Source organism: Marvinbryantia formatexigens DSM 14469 (assembly GCF_025148285.1).
Taxonomy (GTDB): domain Bacteria; phylum Bacillota; class Clostridia; order Lachnospirales; family Lachnospiraceae; genus Marvinbryantia; species Marvinbryantia formatexigens.
Map to the genome: position 1 here is coordinate 2927977 of NZ_CP102268.1, position 16444 is coordinate 2944420.

Below are 16444 nucleotides of genomic sequence, written 5' to 3' on the forward strand. Positions count from 1 at the left end.
TATGACGGAAAATATACGGTTATCGTTTCAGGGAATCTGGTCGCATAAGCTGAGGTCTCTTCTGACAATGCTTGGAATTATTATCGGTATCGCCGCAATAATTTCCATTGTATCCACGATAAAGGGAACAAATGAGGAAATTAAAAACAATCTGATTGGAGCGGGGGACAATACCGTACTCATCCAGATGGAACAGAACGGATTTCCGCTTTCTATTTTTTCAGAATCCGATATTCCCACCGGCGTGCGCGAGGTCAGCGCAGCGTGCATAGAAAAGCTCAGAGCCTGCAGTGGGGTAAAGAATGTCACTTGTTATACAGAAAGACAGAGCCCCGGCAACGTATTTTATAAAAACAAAGCGCTCTCTGACATCGGAATACGCGGGATTGACCGGGAATATTTTAACACCGGCAATTATTATATGCGCAGCGGCAGGAATTTTGACACGAAGGATTATGAAAATTTCCGCAAGGTGATTATCCTGGAACAGCAGGTGGCGGAGATGCTGTTCCAGAACCGCAGCCCCATCGGGGAGGTGCTGGAAATCGGCGGAGCGCCGTTTACAATTATCGGGGTCGTCGGAAAAGTACGCCGGGTCGAGCCAAAGATTAATTCCGTGGACGATTATCTGAATTATGTCACCGATTCGCCGGGTTATATTTTTATGCCGAAGGCATCCTGGCCGATTGCATTTTTCTATGATGAGCCGGAAAATGTCATTGTAAAGGCGGAGCGCGTGGAGGATATGGAAAGCGTGGGGAAGGAAGCGGAAAAAATATTAAATGCCGCCCTTTCACCGGAGCAGACGGAGGTACAGTATAAAGCGGATGATATTTTGAAAAAGGTGGAGGACTTGCAGAGTCTCGGAGCGGCGACGCAGAAACAGCTCATCTGGATTGCCAGCATTTCTCTTCTGGTGGGCGGAATCGGCGTAATGAATATCATGCTGGTTTCCGTCACGGAGCGCACAAGCGAGATTGGACTGAAAAAGGCGATAGGCGCCAGAAAGCAGAGCATCCTGCTGCAGTTTCTGACGGAGGCGGCTGTGCTGACGAGCATAGGAGGCGCCATCGGCGTGCTGTGCGGAATTGCGATGGCGCAGATTATCAGCCGTATCTCCGGCGTGGCAGTGGCGGTCAGCATTCCGGCGGCGGGCATCGCGGTCGTATTTTCGATGGTCATCGGCATTGTTTTCGGACTGCTTCCATCCGTGAAAGCGGCGAATCTGAATCCCATCGACGCGCTGCGCCGGGAGTAATAAATTTGCGCTGCGTGGGAGTAATAAATTTGCAATAAATTTGCGCTGCGCCGGGAATAATAAATTCTGCTTGACACAGACACCGGAATGTGTTATATTTTTAACAAGCAAGCGAAAGGGAGTAGCTAAACGGTTGAAAGACCGGGTTTGAGAGCGACATTCGATGCCGAAGGGCATCCGTATCAAATGAGAAAGCAAGACTTTTATTGTGGCAGGCGTCATGGTAAAAGTCTTTTTTTACGAAATCGGTTTTTATACATGGCGGCACCTGCGCAAGCCGAATAGCTTGCCCGGAATGGAGGGAAAAAAGGATGGAAAAAACAAGAGAACAGGAAATCCAGGAGGCAGTGAGAGCGGGAGAGAAGGCGCTGCAAAGTCTGTACAGAGCGCAGGAAAAGCTGAACAGTGCGAGAAACTGGGGAATTTTTGATTTGCTCGGCGGAGGCTTTTTTACAGACATGATGAAGCATTCGCGCATGAATGATGCGAAGGTTCTGATGGAAGATGCCAGAGCCGACCTGCTGATTTTTCAGAGGGAGCTGCGCGATGTCCATGTGCCGACGGAGCTTCGTATGGAGGTGGGAAGCTTTCTTACCTTTGCAGACTTTTTCTTTGACGGGCTGGTTGCCGATTATCTGGTGCAGTCAAAGATTGCGGAGGCGCGGGAGCAGGTAAATGACGCCATTTTGCAGGTGGAGCGGCTGCTTTATAGTCTGCGGGAGTTGTAGGTCTGCTGCCTACGGAGCTGTAGATTTATCGTCTGCAGGCTATAGATTTACCATCTGCAGGGATGCAGGCTGATTATCTGCGGGAATGATGGGTTTACCATCTGCAGGAATGCAGGTTTACCGTCTTTGGGGCGGCAGGATGAAAAATATGGAGAAAAGGGAGGATGAAGTATGGGGTGTCTTGGAAATGTGTTGTGGTTTCTCTGCGGAGGATGTATCGGCGGACTGAGCTGGTGCCTGGCAGGATGCCTGTGGTGTGTCACGATTATCGGAATCCCGGTGGGAATGCAGTGCTTTAAGCTTGCTTCCATGAGCTTTTTCCCGTTTGGAAAAGAGGTCGTTTACGGAGGAGGCGCGGGCTCGTTCCTGTTGAATATTATCTGGCTGCTCGTCTCCGGGCTGCCGTTGGCGCTGGAGCATCTGGCGTTCGGCGCGCTGCTGTGCATAACGATTGTGGGTATCCCGTTCGGGCTGCAGCACTTTAAGCTTGCGAAGCTGGCGCTGATGCCGTTCGGAGCGGATATCGTTTAAAAGAAAGAGAACCTGTCGTGCAAAAGACGCATGTGCAGGTTCTCTTTCTATTCATAAAATATTTCTGTATGCTGCAAAACCATTTCTGCGGATAAAAATGTTTCTGCATATTGCGCAATTATTTCTGCGCATCGGGAAAATCGTTCCTGCATATTCTGGAATGCAGATAAAGCGGAACGGTTATTCGATGACGGAAGTGCAGTGCGGACAGCGCGTTGCATTGATGTCGATTTCGCTCTGGCAGAACGGACATTTTTTCGTGGTGGACGCCTCTTCGACGGCTTTTTCGTGGTGTCCGATTGCGGCAAGCTTATTCATGCCTTTTACAAGCATAAAGATTACGAACGCCATGATAAGGAAATTGATGACGGCAGTGATAAAATTGCCGTAGGCAAAGACCGCGACGCCGGCTTCCTGCGCGGCGGCAAGCGTGGTGAATTTCTGGTCGCCACTGAGCTGGATGAACCAGTTGGAAAAGTCGATGCCGCCGGTAATCAGACTGATGACCGGCATGATGATGTCGTTTACCAGCGAGTTGATGATGGACTGGAACGCGCCGCCGATGATAACGCCGACTGCCAGGTCCATAACGTTTCCGCGCATGATAAATGTTTTGAATTCGTCCATAAGTTTCTTCATAGCTCACATTCCTCCTGTGTATAAAGTAGTTATTTTTATTTTAGCAAAACAGACCGGATATTACAATGCATCCGGAATGATTATTTTTATCTGCATGAAGTTTCGAAACGAAACATTCTGAAATGATGGTTGCATTTTGTGACGGCATGTGCTATAGTGAGGGAAAGGAAAAGAGGTGACCCGGTTATGAAAACAAAGTTCTGTGAGTATCTTACGATGTACCGCAGGCAGCGCGGCTATACGCAGGCGGAGATGGCGGAGAAGCTGGAGATTTCGCGCTCCACTTATACAAATTATGAAACAGGGAACCGTGCGCCGGACTTTGAGACGCTGATTCAGATTGGCGATATCCTGGATTGCTCTCTGGATGAGCTGTTCGGGCGGGACCGGGGAGGCAGCGCCCGGTATCCGGACAGGGTGCGGGAGGCGGCGCCGGTTTACCGGACAAATACGGAATATCGCGCAAAGCCTGAGAGACGGCTGGCAATCGGTCAGCAGGACTTCCGGGCTCTTCGTGAGCAGAATGCATACTACGTGGATAAGACGCGCATGATAGAGGAATTTCTGGGATCCTGGTACCAGGTGACGCTGATTACCCGTCCGCGCAGATTTGGAAAAACACTGAATATGTCTATGCTGGCGGAATTCTTTGACTGTACAAAAAATTCCGGCGATATTTTTGCGGGGACGTATATCAGCAGAAGCCGCGCGCGGGAGGAGATGAACCGGCAGCCGGTTATTTTTCTTTCGTTTCTGGATGTGAAGGCGGATTCTGCGGACGGTATGCTGGCGATGCTGGCGGACGTGCTGCGGGGGGAATACGGAAGATATTATCAGCTTATAGCGGATGGCAGCCTTCCGGATGTGCAGAAGGAGATATTTTATAAAAACTATAAAATGCTTTGCAGCAGGGGCATCACGGAGGAGAAGAAATACTGTATAAAAACGGCGGTGAAGGAGCTGTGCCAGCTGCTCGACATGCAGTTCGGGCAGAAGGTATATCTTCTGATTGACGAGTACGATACGCCCTTTATCTCGGCAAATGCAGGCGGATACTACAGTGAGATCCGGGACGTGCTGGCGGGTGTTTTCGGCACCTCCATCAAGGGAAATGCTTCGCTTGGAAGAGCGGTGCTTACGGGAATACAGCGGATCGCCAAAGAAAATATTTTTTCCGGTCTGAATAATCTCAGCGTCTGCACAGTGACGGACCGGGAGTATGAGGACTGCTTCGGCTTCACGGTGGAGGAAACGCGGGAGCTTCTGGAATACTGCGGCGTCGGGTTTCCGGAAGAGGTCAGGCTGATGTATGACGGCTACCGCTTCGGCGCGGCAGAGGTGTACAATCCGTGGTCTGTTTCTTGCTATGCTGCGCGGAAAAAAGCGGATTTTTACTGGGTAAACACCAGTGAAAACAGCATTTTAAAGGATGCGCTTGCCAAGCAGGGCCCTTCCTTCCGGGAGGAATACAACCATCTGATTGAGCAGGGAACAGTGACAGTGGAAGCGGAGCTGGCAGTGGCGTATTATGAAAAGCCGGGCGGCGCATCGTTCTGGGGGCTTCTGATCAATGCCGGGATGCTGACGGTGGAGGAAGAAACGGAAGACGGGCGGTATACGGTGCGGGTGCCGAACCGGGAAGTATGGAGAGCCTTCCGGGAGCTGACGGCTTTCTGCCTGCAGGTGGAGGAAACGGAAATCAGCCGGATGCTGTACGCCCTGCGCGACGGCAGACCGGAGGAGTTTGCCAGGATTTATCAGCGAATTCTGCTGGAGCTGCCCTCCTATCACGATCTGAAGGATGAAAACAGCTATCACATGATGCTGCTTGGCATGTGCGCTTTTATGCGGAAGGATTATGAGGTGCAGAGCAACCGTGAGAGCGGGGAGGGAAGATGCGATATTTTGCTATATTCCAGAAGGCAGAATCTTCCCGGAATCATTCTGGAATTTAAGTATACCAGAGAAGAATCGGAGGACCTGGAAGCGCTTGCGCAGAAGGCGCTCGACCAGATACGGGAGAAAAACTATGACGCCGGAATGCATGGCGGGAGCTGGCATTTCGGACTTGCGCACCGCGGGAAAAAAGCGGCGGTGAGATGGGAGAAACTATGAGATTTATACATATTGCAGATGTACATCTGGGCGCGGTGCCGGATAAGGGGCAGCCCTGGTCACAGACACGGGCGCAGGAGCTATGGAAGAGCTTCCAGAGGGTAATCCGGGAGGCGGAGCGGGAACAGGCGGATCTTCTTCTGATAGCCGGGGATCTTTTTCACCGGCAGCCGCTGGTGCGCGAATTAAAAGAAGTCAATTATCTCTTTGGCAGACTGAGCAGGACGCAGGTCGTCCTGATAGCGGGAAATCACGACTATCTGCACCGCGATTCTCCCTTCCGTAATTTTGAGTGGGCGGAAAACGTGATTTTTCTGGATTCCCCGGAATGTGAGAGCGTCTGCTTCCGGCAGCTTGAAACCACGGTCTATGGCTTCAGCTACTATAACAGAGAGATTACGGAGCCGCTTTACGATGATCTGGAGCCGGACGATGCACCGGGCTGTCACATTCTGCTGGCGCACGGCGGGGATGAACGCCACATCCCGATAGATAAAAAGCGTCTGGCGGCAAGCGGCTTCGATTACATTGCGCTTGGACATATCCACAAGCCGCAGATGCTGGTGGAAAATAAGATGGCGTATTCCGGCGCGCTGGAGCCGGTTGACAGCAACGATACCGGCGTGCACGGATATATTCTTGGAGAATATGAAGACGGGCGGCTGAGCACAGAGTTTGTGCCGTTTGCCAGCCGGGAATATATACAGATTTCGCTGGAGAGCACGCTGGAGACGACCGGTTACGGGCTGCAGGAGCAGCTCTCGCGGGAGATTGCCGCCGATGGCGCACAGAATATTTATAAGGTGGATATCATCGGACTGCGGGAGCCGGAAATGGCGTATCACACGGAGGAATGGTATGAGCTGGGGAACATTCTGGAGATTCATGATCTGACGGAGCCGGGCTTTTCCATCGAGGAGCTGCGGCGGCAGCACGGACGGGACCTCATCGGGCGCTATATAGAAAAGCTTTTGCAGAACGAAGGCGGTGAGGTCAGCCCGGTCAGACAGCAGGCGCTGGCGTATGGAATCGCCGCGCTGAAAAAAACGCAGAAGAGGTAGCAGATGGAAATAATAGAAATCAGAATGGACCATTTTGGGAAATTTAACGGGCAGAGCATGGAATTTCATCCGGGCATCAATGTCATTTACGGGGACAATGAAACCGGAAAGAGTACCATGCGCTCCTTTATCCGGGGGATGTTTTTTGGAATCGACCGGATGCGCGGACGCGCGGCGCAGCAGGATGAATACAGTCTGCGCCAGCCGTGGGAGAACGGCAGTTATTTTTCCGGCATGTTAAGATTTAAGAGCGGGGATAAGATTTACCGGATAGAGCGGAACTTTGAAAAACATGATAAGGAGGTGCGGCTGATCTGCGAGACAGACAGCCGAGAGCTGGAGCCGGAGGAGCTTTCGGATTTCCTCCAGGGGCTGGATGAGACCGCCTTTTCCAACACAGTGTTTTTCGGCGGCTGCAGTGCGGAGACGGACGACGGGCTGGCGAACGCCGTGCGTAATGGCATGATTAACGGCGGAAGTGGGGACCTGTCCGGGATAGACGCGGCAGCGGCGATGGAGGAGCTGAAGGAAGAGCGCAAAAGTCTGGAGCGCGAGAAAAAGAAGCAGGTGGCGGCAAAGATAGAAAAGATGCAGGAGATTTCCATGAAGATCGAGTATGCGCAGCAGGAGCTGGAGCAGCTTGCCGCGCAGGAGACGAAACACCGCGAGCGTCTGAAGGCGATGGAGGAGGAAATCCGGGAAGCCGGGGAGCTGTACGGCCGCGACGGGGAGGAAGCAGAAGAGAAAGCTGCCGGGACGATGGTCTGGAAGATAGGCAAAATTTCGATGGCGGTGATTGCGGCGGCTGCGCTGGTGACGGCGCTGGCGGTATCCTCTTTGCAGGTGCGCATCGGAGCGGTGGCGGTGATTATCCTGTCCTGTCTGGGCGTGCAGTTTTTCGGCGTGCGGGACCAGAAGCAGAAGGATATACAGCGGGAGGAGGAAGCGCGGCTGCGTGAACAGCGTCTGCGCCGCGAATACGAGCGGCAGAAGGCGCAGTATGAACGGCAGCAGAAGAACGCGCCGAAAAAGGAGCGGCTGCTTGCCAATCTGGAATGGACCGCCAATGCCCGCCGGGAAAAGCAGGTGATGCTGGAGGAGCTGCAGGAGCAGCAGCGGGCGCTGAAAATGCAGAATGGGGAAGTGGAGGCGCTGGATGAAAAGCTGTCCGCGGTATATCTCGCGATGGATACGCTCTCCGAGGTGACGGCGGAGATTTACCAGGAATATGCCCAGAAGCTGAACGCACGCATTTCAGAGATTTTGTCCGTCATCACCGGCGGAAAGTACACGGGAGCATATCTGGATGAAAATTTTCATGTGAGGGTGAGCACGCCGCAGAAGCTGCTGTCCATCTGGCAGGTCAGCCGGGGAACGATGGAGCAGATTTATTTTGCGATGCGCATGGCGTGCGCGGAATTTCTGAATGCGGAGGATACGCTGCCGCTGATTCTGGACGACGCGTTTATTACATACGACGACACCCGCCTGGAACAGACACTGCGGTGGCTGTCCCAAAGCGGGCGTCAGGTGCTGCTGTTCACCTGCCACCGGCGTGAGCAGGAAATTCTGCAGCGGATATACGAATAATGTCCGGATTCCGGAGCGCCGTGCGAGTAAATCTGCCTGGCGCGACCCAGAGCGCGGATTCGCGGTGCCGGAGCTTCCGGCGCATTTTATCAGTGGTTTGCTTTTTCCAGGAAACGCTGGATGCGGTCGAGCGGGCTTAACAGCTCGCTGATGGAAGCATCGTGGTTCAGCGTATCGATAATGTAGGCAAGATATTTGCTGAGGTCGCAGCTCGTATAATATTCTTTGGAGAGCAGCTCCGGCGTCTGATAAACCAGATTGGTCGTCAGAAGGTAGTCGAACACGCCGTCCTCGTATGCCTTGTCAAATTTCTCCAGACCGTTGGTGAAAAGCCCGAAGGTGGCGCAGAGGAAGATTCTTCCTGCTTTCAGCTTTTTCAGGGCGGAGGCAACCTCCAGCATACTGTCGCCGGAAGAAATCATATCGTCGATGATCACCATATCCTTGCCTTCCACATTGGAGCCGAGGAATTCGTGCGCTACAATCGGATTGCGGCCGTCCACGATTGTGGAATAATCTCTTCTTTTATAAAACATACCCATGTCCAGTCCGAGCACGTTCGCCATGTAAACGGCGCGGTTCATACCGCCCTCGTCCGGGCTGATAATCATCATGGTATTCTTGTCAATATGAAGACTCGGCTCTGCCCGGAACAGTCCCTTGATAAACTGATATACCGGCTGAATCGTCTCGAAGCCGTGCAGCGGAATCGCGTTCTGCACACGCGGGTCGTGCGCATCAAAGGTGAGGATGTTGTCAACCCCCATATTTGTCAGCTCCTGGAGTGCCAGCGCACAGTCAAGCGATTCGCGTCCGCTTCTTTTGTGCTGGCGTCCTTCGTATAAAAACGGCATGATTACCGTGATACGCTTCGCTTTTCCCTCGGCGGCGGCGATAATACGCTTCAAATCCTGGAAATGGTCGTCGGGAGACATATGGTTTGTGCGTCCGCTAAGGGAGTAGGTGAGACTGTAATTGCAGACATCAACCATAATATAGAGGTCGTTGCCGCGCACAGAATCGTTGATGGTACCCTTTGCTTCGCCGGAACCAAAACGGGGGACTTTTGCATCTACAATGTAGGTGTCCTTTTCATATTCGCGGAATGCGATGGTCGTTTTGTGTTCGTGGTCGCGCTCTTTTCTCCAGTTCACCAGATACCGGTCTACCTTTTCTCCGAGCTCGCGGCAGCTTTCAAGCGGAATCAGCGCGAGTGAGCCGACCGGAATAGTGTCCAGATTACGTTCTTCTGTCTGCATGATAATCCCTCCGTAAATTTTTTCATTAACATCATATCACAAAAGTCTGTTTATTCAAGGCTTTTTTTCCGTGCAATCCGTGTAAAACCGTTCAGACGGGTCTGTTGCGTGCCATCTTCTTTAAAAGGCGGATATCCTTTCCGAAAAGCTTCAGCATCGTATAGCTGGTCGAAATGCGCGAGAAAATGCGCTCCGAGTAGGTATCCTTGAACGCTTTCAGGGAAAGGTTTGTGGAAATAATGGTGGATTTGCGGGCGGTGAGCCGTTCGTTTATGCAGAGAAACAGCTCAGAGTTTACAAAGGTGTTTGTAAGCTCGGTGCCAAGGTCGTCAATAATCAGCAAATCACAGCCATAGACGGCATCCAGGATGCCCTCGGTCTGCTCTGTTTTTTCAAAACGCTTCTGTGCAATCAGCTCAAACAGCTCCTGGGCGGAAAAATAAACCACGGAGTGCGTGGTGTCCAGAAGCTCTTTGGCGATACAGTGCGACAGGAAGGTCTTTCCGACGCCGGTGTCGCCGTAAAAAAACAGATTTGCGTCCGCCGTATCAAAATCGCGGACAAACTGGCGGCAGGCGGCGTACACCTTCTTCATCCGCTCCAGGGAGGAGACGCCGCTGAGCTCTTCCTTCAGCTCGTCGGAATAGTAGTCGAAAGAGAAGGTCTGAAAATTTTCTTTCTCCAGAATGCCGCACAGATTTGACTGCGTATACAGAAGGTCGATTTCCGCCTTCTGGAAGCAGTGGCATTTCTGTCCGTTTACATAGCCCGAATCGCGGCAGTCCGGACAATCGTAGGTGAGCTCCAGATAATCTTCCGGAAAACCGCCCGCCAGAAGCACCTCCCGGCGTTCCTGACCGAGAAGGGCGATATGCTCCTTCAGCGCGGACAGGGAGCTGCCGCCTCCCGACAGAAGCTTTCTGGCGCACTGTACGCTTGCCGAGGCGATCTCATCGTCAATTTCCCGGATGCGCGGCAGCTTTTCACGCACCTCACGCACACGTTCCTCCTTCTGGCGGCGGTGCGTTGTCTGGCGGCGGTAGTAATCCCGCATAATAGCGTCATATTGTGAATTGTTCAGTGCCACGTCTCTCCTCCTCAGCAGTCCAGAAGCTGCTGTTCAAGCTTTTCAAAATCATAATCGCGTTGCGGAAAGTTGTTAAATTTGTTTGCCGCCGCCGTGCGCCGGTTTTTCTGCGGCTTCGGCGCGGACGCTGCGGCGGGAGCGGGGCGGTCCAGTGCGGCGATATCGCTCAGACGGGTGACGCCCGCGTTTTTCCAGCTTTCCAGAATCTTATCCGCATACTGGAAATTCGGCGCGTGTGTGCGGTTGATGGTGCGGCGGCATGCCTCCAGGACGACCTCCAGCGAGAAATGATACTGCGTAAACCAGCGCGCCATCATTTCTGCTTCCGCCTGTGCCGGACCGCGGTCCTTGATGCCGAAGGCGTTCAGGACAGCATAGTAATCCCGGCTGTAGAGGCTGGTGTCCTTTTTTGCCTCCGCGACGGTGGAGATCTGTTTGGAAGCCCATTCCAGCGCCACGGCGCGGATATAGCTGATACTGCGTTTTCCCTTTGAGACGCAGTATTCAATCAGGTACTCAATCAGGTCTACCGAAAAATGAAGTCCGTCGTAAAAATATAAAATATTGGTGACCTCCGTGCTGCTCAGTTTTTTTCCGAGATATTGCTGCGCAATATACATGAGCTGCTGGATATCCTCCTGCTCTGCCAGCTCCTTTTTCCGGTCGGCGGATATGGTGATCCGTGCCGGCTCGGAATCGCTGCGCAGCGGAAAACCGGCGGCGTGTGAGGCGTAGCTGTCCAGACGGTTGGCGGCGCCATCGCGGGTCTGCTCTTCACGGGAAGAAGCGCCCGCTGTCATATCTGCAGCCTGTCCGTCGAAAGCGGAAGAGCCGTCCGCCGCATCTTCTGTGAAACGGGTGCGCAGCGTCTGTCCGTCAAAGGCGGAAGAGCCATCCGCATTCTCTCTGGCAGAGCGGGCAGAAGCGGTCTGTCTGCGGAAGGAGGCGGTGCCATCTGCCGCGGCAGACTCCTCCTGGGAGGCGGGAATGGGCGCGCCGTCTGTCAGCGCAATGCTGGCAAGCTCGCCGTCCGGAGTGTAGGTGACATGCAAAAGCTTCTGTTTTTCCCAGTATGTGAGCGCGCGCCGGACGTCGCTCTCCGTGTGATTGAAGGTGTCCGCAATCCCGGACAGGGAAAGTTCGCGCCCGGTATCGCTGCTGCGCAGCAGATAAAGATAGATTTTCACGAACTCGCCGTTCGCCGAAAGCATGTATTCATCAAAAAAACGATTATGAACCAGCGTATATTCGCCGGAATGGTATTTATGTATGACCAAATTGCTCACCTGCTTATGTTTTTTTTAAAGAAGTGTGCGTTACTGTCCGCATAGGCCTCAGACAACTGCTGAAAACCGGACGAACAGCAACAGGCGGGACGCACGGATGTGTCCATATGCAGTATAACATACCTTTTTTAAAAAGAAAACAGATACTTATACCGGGGATTTTTTCCGAAAGACCGTGTGGATAATGTGGATAATGTGGATAAAAGAAAAACGGATATCCGGATTGCAACCGCCGGATAGCAGTAAATATCAAGGTTTGTCGAAATATAGGAGATTATGTCCCCGGAGTTATGTCGACAATAATGTGCACAAAAAATTCCACACGCTTTTCTGCCCGATTTTGTGCATAAGCGTGTGGATAATGTGGATAAGTTATTCTCCAAGAAGCTTTTCTCCGATTTTAACGATATCTCCGGCACCCATAGTTATCAACAAATCTCCGTGTACACATTTTTCCAGCAAAAATGTTTCAATCTCATCGAAGGACGGAAAATAGTAAGCTTCCGTGCCGAGCGCCTCTATTTTTTCGCGCAGCGTATCGGAGCTGATGCCGAGGTTATCCGTCTCGCGGGCGGCGTAGATATCCGCCAGCACGACCTTGTCGGCGAGGGAAAGCGCCTTTGCAAAATCGTCCATCAGCGCTTTGGTCCGCGTGTATGTATGCGGCTGGAAGACGCACCAGAGCGTTTCATGCGGACAGTTTTTTGCGGCTGTCAGGGTAGCGGTGATCTCGGTGGGATGATGCGCGTAATCGTCCACGATGGTCACGCCGCCCACCTTGCCCTTATACTGGAAGCGGCGGTCCGTGCCGGTAAAGTCTTTCAGACCCTTCTGCGCCGTCTGGCGCGGAATCTGCAGAAGGTCGGCAAGCGCAAGCGCAGCGACGGCGTTTTCCACATTGTGGATACCGGGCACGCACAGCTCGTAGTGACCGAGCAGCTCTCCGTCCCGCTTTAAATCAAAGGAGGCGCAGGCAAGCTCGTTGTAGCTGATATTTTCCGCAGAATAGCCGCGGCCCTCCTGGACGCCGTAATAAATGACGCGGCAGGCAAGTCCGTCCGTGATTTCTTCCACCTGCGGGATGGCGCGGTTGATGATCAGCGTTCCGTTCGCGGGAAGCAGCCTGGCAAAACGGCGGAAGGAATGGCGGATATCATTTATGTCTTTAAAGAAATCAAGATGGTCCGCGTCGATGTTCAGGATAATGCCGATTTTCGGAAAGAAGTCGAGAAAGCTGTTGGTGTATTCACAGGCTTCTGTCAGAAAAATATCTCCGCCGCCCACACGGATGTTTCCGTGGATGACCGGCAGGATACCGCCCACGGAAATGGTCGGGTCGTCGTTGTCGGCGAGCAGAAGGTGGGAAATCATCGAGGTCGTTGTCGTCTTGCCGTGCGTGCCGGATACGGCGATGGGAACCGGGTAGTTTTTCATAAGCTGTCCGAGCAGCTCCGCGCGGGTGAGCATGGGAATGCCGGCGTCTGCAGCCGCCTTATATTCCGGATTGTCCGGATGGATGGCGGCGGTGTAGACCACCAGGTCGGTGCCCTCTTTTATATTGGAAGCGCGCTGCCCGTAATATACGATGGCGCCCTGCTCTTCGAGATGCTTCGTGAGAGGGGATTCGCTGCGGTCGGAACCTGAGACCGGAAAGCCGCGGTCAAGCAGGACCTCCGCGAGACCGCTCATGCTGATGCCGCCGATGCCGATGAAATGAACATGTACAGGTTTCCGGAAATCTATTTTATACATAGTTTTTTCTCCTTAAATAGAATACTGTCGGGGTCAAAAACTCTAAATATGATGCCTGCGGATTTTTTGCCCCTGTTACCTACCATCATACCGCAATTTTGTGAAAAAAGAAAGTCTGATGACGGAAATAGTTCGTATTCCGTAAAAATAAATAATCACAGCTTCCAGAAAATGGACAAAATATACGAAAAAAATATTACTGTCGACAAAAATTGACATATGGGGCGGAAAATTTCATAAAAAGGCATCATCTGCTTTGTAATTTTTGTAAAAACTGCGTAAAAGGTGTTCACTATTTTGGAAAGCTGTGTTATAATCAATAAAAACATAACATCAAGAGGTGATAACGTGATTAAGAAAGAAATGATTGCCATGCTGCTGGCAGGTGGTCAGGGAAGCCGTCTCGGTGTTCTGACATCAAAAGTAGCAAAACCGGCAGTTACTTTCGGCGGGAAATATCGCATCATAGACTTCCCCTTAAGCAACTGTATCAATTCCGGGGTAGATACGGTAGGCGTTCTGACGCAGTACCAGCCGCTGCGGCTTAACACGCATATCGGCATTGGTATTCCCTGGGATCTGGACCGCAATATCGGCGGAGTAAGCATCCTGCCGCCTTACGAAAAAAGCACGGATACGGAATGGTATACCGGCACCGCAAATGCCATCTACCAGAACCTTACGTATATGGAAATGTTTCATCCGGAGTATGTGCTTATTCTGGGCGGAGACCATATTTATAAGATGGATTACGAGGTTATGCTGGATTTCCACAAGGCAAGCGGCGCCGCTGTCAGCATCGCGGTAATGCCGGTTCCGTGGGAGGAGGCAAGCCGGTTTGGCGTGGTCGTTACGGACGACAACAGCATTATTACAGAGTTTCAGGAGAAACCGAAGGAACCGAAGAGTAATCTGGCATCTATGGGAATCTACATATTCACATGGGACGTGCTGAAAGAAGCACTGATTGCCAATGCAAATGTACCAGGCTGTGATTTTGGAAAACACGTTATACCCTATTGCTTTGATAAAGGTGAGAAACTGGTAGCATACGAATACAATGGATACTGGAAGGATGTGGGAACATTAAGCTCCTACTGGGAGGCCAATATGGAGCTTATCGACATCATCCCGGAGTTCAATCTCTATGAAGAGTTCTGGAAGATTTATACTTCCAGCGAAATCATTCCGCCGCAGTATGTATCGGCGGACGCGAAGATTGAGCGCAGCATCATCGGCGACGGCACCGAAATCTACGGAGAGGTGAGAAGCTCGGTAATCGGAGCGGGCGTCACGATTGGAAAGGGAGCTGTGGTCCGGGATTCCATCATCATGAAGGGAACGGTGATTGGCGAAAACGCCGTTGTGGAGCGCGCAATCATCGCGGAGAATGTGGAAGTAGGTTCCGGCGTTGTGATGGGCATCGGAGAAGAGGTGCCCAATAAATACAAACCGGCGGTATATGCCGGCGGGCTTGTTACCATCGGCGAAAACAGTACCATTCCTGCAGATGTGAAGATTGGCAAAAATACCGCGATTTCCGGAAAGACAGCGCCGGAGGATTATCCGGACGGAATCCTGGAGAGCGGCGGAGCAATTATTAAGGATGGTGATGTGGCATGAGAGCAGTAGGAATCATTTTAGCGGGCGGCAACAACCAGAAAATGCGGGAGCTGTCAAACAAGAGAGCGATTGCGGCTATGCCGGTGGCGGGGAGTTTCCGAAGCATCGATTTTGCGCTGAGCAATATGACAAATTCGGGAATCCAGAAGGTAGCTGTCCTCACGCAGTATAATTCGCGTTCTTTAAACGAGCATCTGAGCTCCTCGAAATGGTGGGATTTCGGAAGAAAACAGGGAGGACTGTTTGTATTTACGCCGACCATCACCGTGGGAAACAATTTCTGGTACCGCGGGACAGCAGACGCGCTTGCGCAGAATCTGGATTTTCTCAGAAGATGTCATGAGCCGTATGCGGTGATTGCTTCCGGCGATGGAATTTATAAGCTGGATTACAGCAAAGTGCTGGAGTACCACATTGAAAAGAAGGCAGACATTACCGTGGTCTGCACGGAAGTGCCTGAGGGAGACGATATCAGCCGGTTCGGCGTTGTGAAAATGAATGACGACGGCAGAATCGAGGACTTTGAGGAGAAGCCGGTTGAGGCGTCCGGCAATGCTATCTCGGCGGGCATTTACGTTATCCGCAGACGTCAGCTTATCGAGCTGATTGAGAAGGCTGCCTCGGAAAATCAATTTGATTTTGTAAAAGATATTTTAGTCCGTTATAAAAACATGAAACGTATCTATGCATATAAAATGGATTCGTACTGGGCAAATATCTCTACGGTAGACGCTTATTATAAGACAAACATGGATTTTCTGAAACCGGAGGTACGGGATTATTTCTTCCGTCAGTATCCGGATGTGTACTCCAAGATAGAGGACATGCCGCCCGCGAAATACAATCCGGGTGCCGATGTGAGAAACAGCCTGGTATCTGCAGGATGTATCATCAACGGCAAGGTGGAAAATTCCATATTATTTAAGAAGGTATTTGTCGGAGAAAACTGTGTGATCAAAAATTCCATTATTCTCAACGATGTTTACATCGGCGACAATACATATATTGAAAACTGTATCGTGGAAAGCCACGACACTATCCGTGCAAATTCCCGTTATGTCGGGGAGGGCGGAGTGAAAATCGTGGTGGAAACGAACGAAAGGTATGTCATGTGATGTCCGTAGAGGGCAGAGCCCGACCGATAAAAACAGACTGAAATGCTACCTCTGCCCATAAAATACGATTTATGAGGAAGGAGGACCGGCTATGAATATCACAGACGTGAGAGTCCGCAAGGTATCAAAGGATGGAAAGATGAAGGCCGTGGTATCGATTACCATTGACGATGAATTTGTTGTTCACGACATCAAGGTGATCGACGGAGAAAAAGGCCTGTTTATTGCAATGCCCAGCAGGAAAGCTACGGATGGGGAATATCGCGATATTGCACATCCGATTAACTCTGAAACACGTGATAGAATACAGAATCTGATTCTGCGGAAATATGAAGAGGCTTTACTGGAAGCCGCTGAAGATACGCTGTAAAAGGGGTTTTACAGGCGTGGGGATGCCGTC

Annotated in this window: 14 protein-coding genes; 9 read left to right on the top strand and 5 right to left on the bottom strand. The window is 51.7% G+C overall.

The window, feature by feature from the left end; all coding sequences use genetic code 11:
* Position 1 precedes the first annotated feature (1 nt).
* The 3 genes from NQ534_RS13705 to NQ534_RS13715 all read left to right on the top strand — a co-directional run bounded on the left by NQ534_RS13705 (position 2) and on the right by NQ534_RS13715 (position 2517).
* A complete protein-coding gene (locus NQ534_RS13705; RefSeq protein WP_006860062.1) occupies positions 2–1258 on the top strand; it encodes an ABC transporter permease in 1257 nt (418 codons plus the stop codon).
* A 311-nt stretch (positions 1259–1569) separates the two neighbouring features.
* Positions 1570–1986, top strand: coding sequence for a hypothetical protein (locus NQ534_RS13710; RefSeq protein WP_006860063.1), 417 nt, complete (start codon positions 1570–1572; stop codon positions 1984–1986).
* Between the two features lie 171 nt (positions 1987–2157).
* On the top strand, positions 2158–2517 hold the full coding sequence (locus NQ534_RS13715; protein ID WP_040781307.1) for a YccF domain-containing protein: 360 nt from the start codon (positions 2158–2160) through the stop codon (positions 2515–2517).
* A gap of 180 nt (positions 2518–2697) precedes the next feature.
* Here the strand turns inward: NQ534_RS13715 and mscL are convergent, their stop codons facing one another.
* Entirely contained in the window at positions 2698–3156 is a 459-nt protein-coding gene (gene mscL / locus NQ534_RS13720; RefSeq protein WP_006860066.1) for a large conductance mechanosensitive channel protein MscL, read from the bottom strand.
* A 186-nt stretch (positions 3157–3342) separates the two neighbouring features.
* Here mscL and NQ534_RS13725 point away from each other — a divergent pair, with 186 nt between their 5' ends.
* The 3 genes from NQ534_RS13725 to NQ534_RS13735 are packed head-to-tail and all read left to right on the top strand — an operon-like array spanning position 3343 to position 7922.
* Positions 3343–5271 carry an AAA family ATPase gene (locus tag NQ534_RS13725; RefSeq protein WP_006860067.1) on the top strand — a complete coding sequence of 643 codons (1929 nt, stop codon included), beginning with the start codon at positions 3343–3345 and terminating at the stop codon, positions 5269–5271.
* Positions 5268–6332, top strand: a complete 1065-nt coding sequence (locus tag NQ534_RS13730) for a metallophosphoesterase family protein (RefSeq protein ID WP_040781309.1) — start codon at positions 5268–5270, stop codon at positions 6330–6332. The genes NQ534_RS13725 and NQ534_RS13730 overlap by 4 nt, the downstream gene beginning before the upstream one ends.
* 3 nt (positions 6333–6335) lie before the next feature.
* Positions 6336–7922: an ATP-binding protein gene (locus NQ534_RS13735; protein ID WP_006860069.1), complete on the top strand. Its 1587-nt coding sequence runs from the start codon at positions 6336–6338 to the stop codon at positions 7920–7922.
* An 89-nt stretch (positions 7923–8011) separates the two neighbouring features.
* Here NQ534_RS13735 and prs read toward each other — a convergent pair whose 3' ends face one another.
* The 4 genes from prs to murC form a co-directional block, all read right to left on the bottom strand.
* Positions 8012–9181 (bottom strand): ribose-phosphate pyrophosphokinase, encoded by a 1170-nt coding sequence (gene prs / locus NQ534_RS13740; protein WP_006860070.1) that lies wholly within the window; start codon positions 9179–9181, stop codon positions 8012–8014.
* Positions 9182–9272: 91 nt separating this feature from the next.
* A complete protein-coding gene (locus tag NQ534_RS13745) occupies positions 9273–10268 on the bottom strand; it encodes an ATP-binding protein (protein WP_040781312.1) in 996 nt (331 codons plus the stop codon).
* 11 nt (positions 10269–10279) lie between these two features.
* Positions 10280–11545, bottom strand: coding sequence for a DnaD domain protein (locus NQ534_RS13750; RefSeq protein ID WP_040781315.1), 1266 nt, complete (start codon positions 11543–11545; stop codon positions 10280–10282).
* Between the two features lie 381 nt (positions 11546–11926).
* A complete protein-coding gene (gene murC / locus NQ534_RS13755; protein ID WP_006860075.1) occupies positions 11927–13306 on the bottom strand; it encodes a UDP-N-acetylmuramate--L-alanine ligase in 1380 nt (459 codons plus the stop codon).
* Between the two features lie 348 nt (positions 13307–13654).
* On the opposite strand from murC, the gene NQ534_RS13760 reads away from it, so the two are divergent.
* The 3 genes from NQ534_RS13760 (at position 13655) to spoVG (ending at position 16414) form a co-directional block, all read left to right on the top strand.
* A complete protein-coding gene (locus tag NQ534_RS13760; protein ID WP_040781318.1) occupies positions 13655–14929 on the top strand; it encodes a glucose-1-phosphate adenylyltransferase in 1275 nt (424 codons plus the stop codon).
* Positions 14926–16044, top strand: a complete 1119-nt coding sequence (glgD, locus tag NQ534_RS13765) for a glucose-1-phosphate adenylyltransferase subunit GlgD (RefSeq protein WP_006860079.1) — start codon at positions 14926–14928, stop codon at positions 16042–16044. The genes NQ534_RS13760 and glgD overlap by 4 nt, the downstream gene beginning before the upstream one ends.
* Before the next feature lie 91 nt (positions 16045–16135).
* Entirely contained in the window at positions 16136–16414 is a 279-nt protein-coding gene (spoVG, locus tag NQ534_RS13770) for a septation regulator SpoVG (RefSeq protein WP_006860080.1), read from the top strand.
* The last annotated feature ends 30 nt before the right edge of the window (positions 16415–16444 follow it).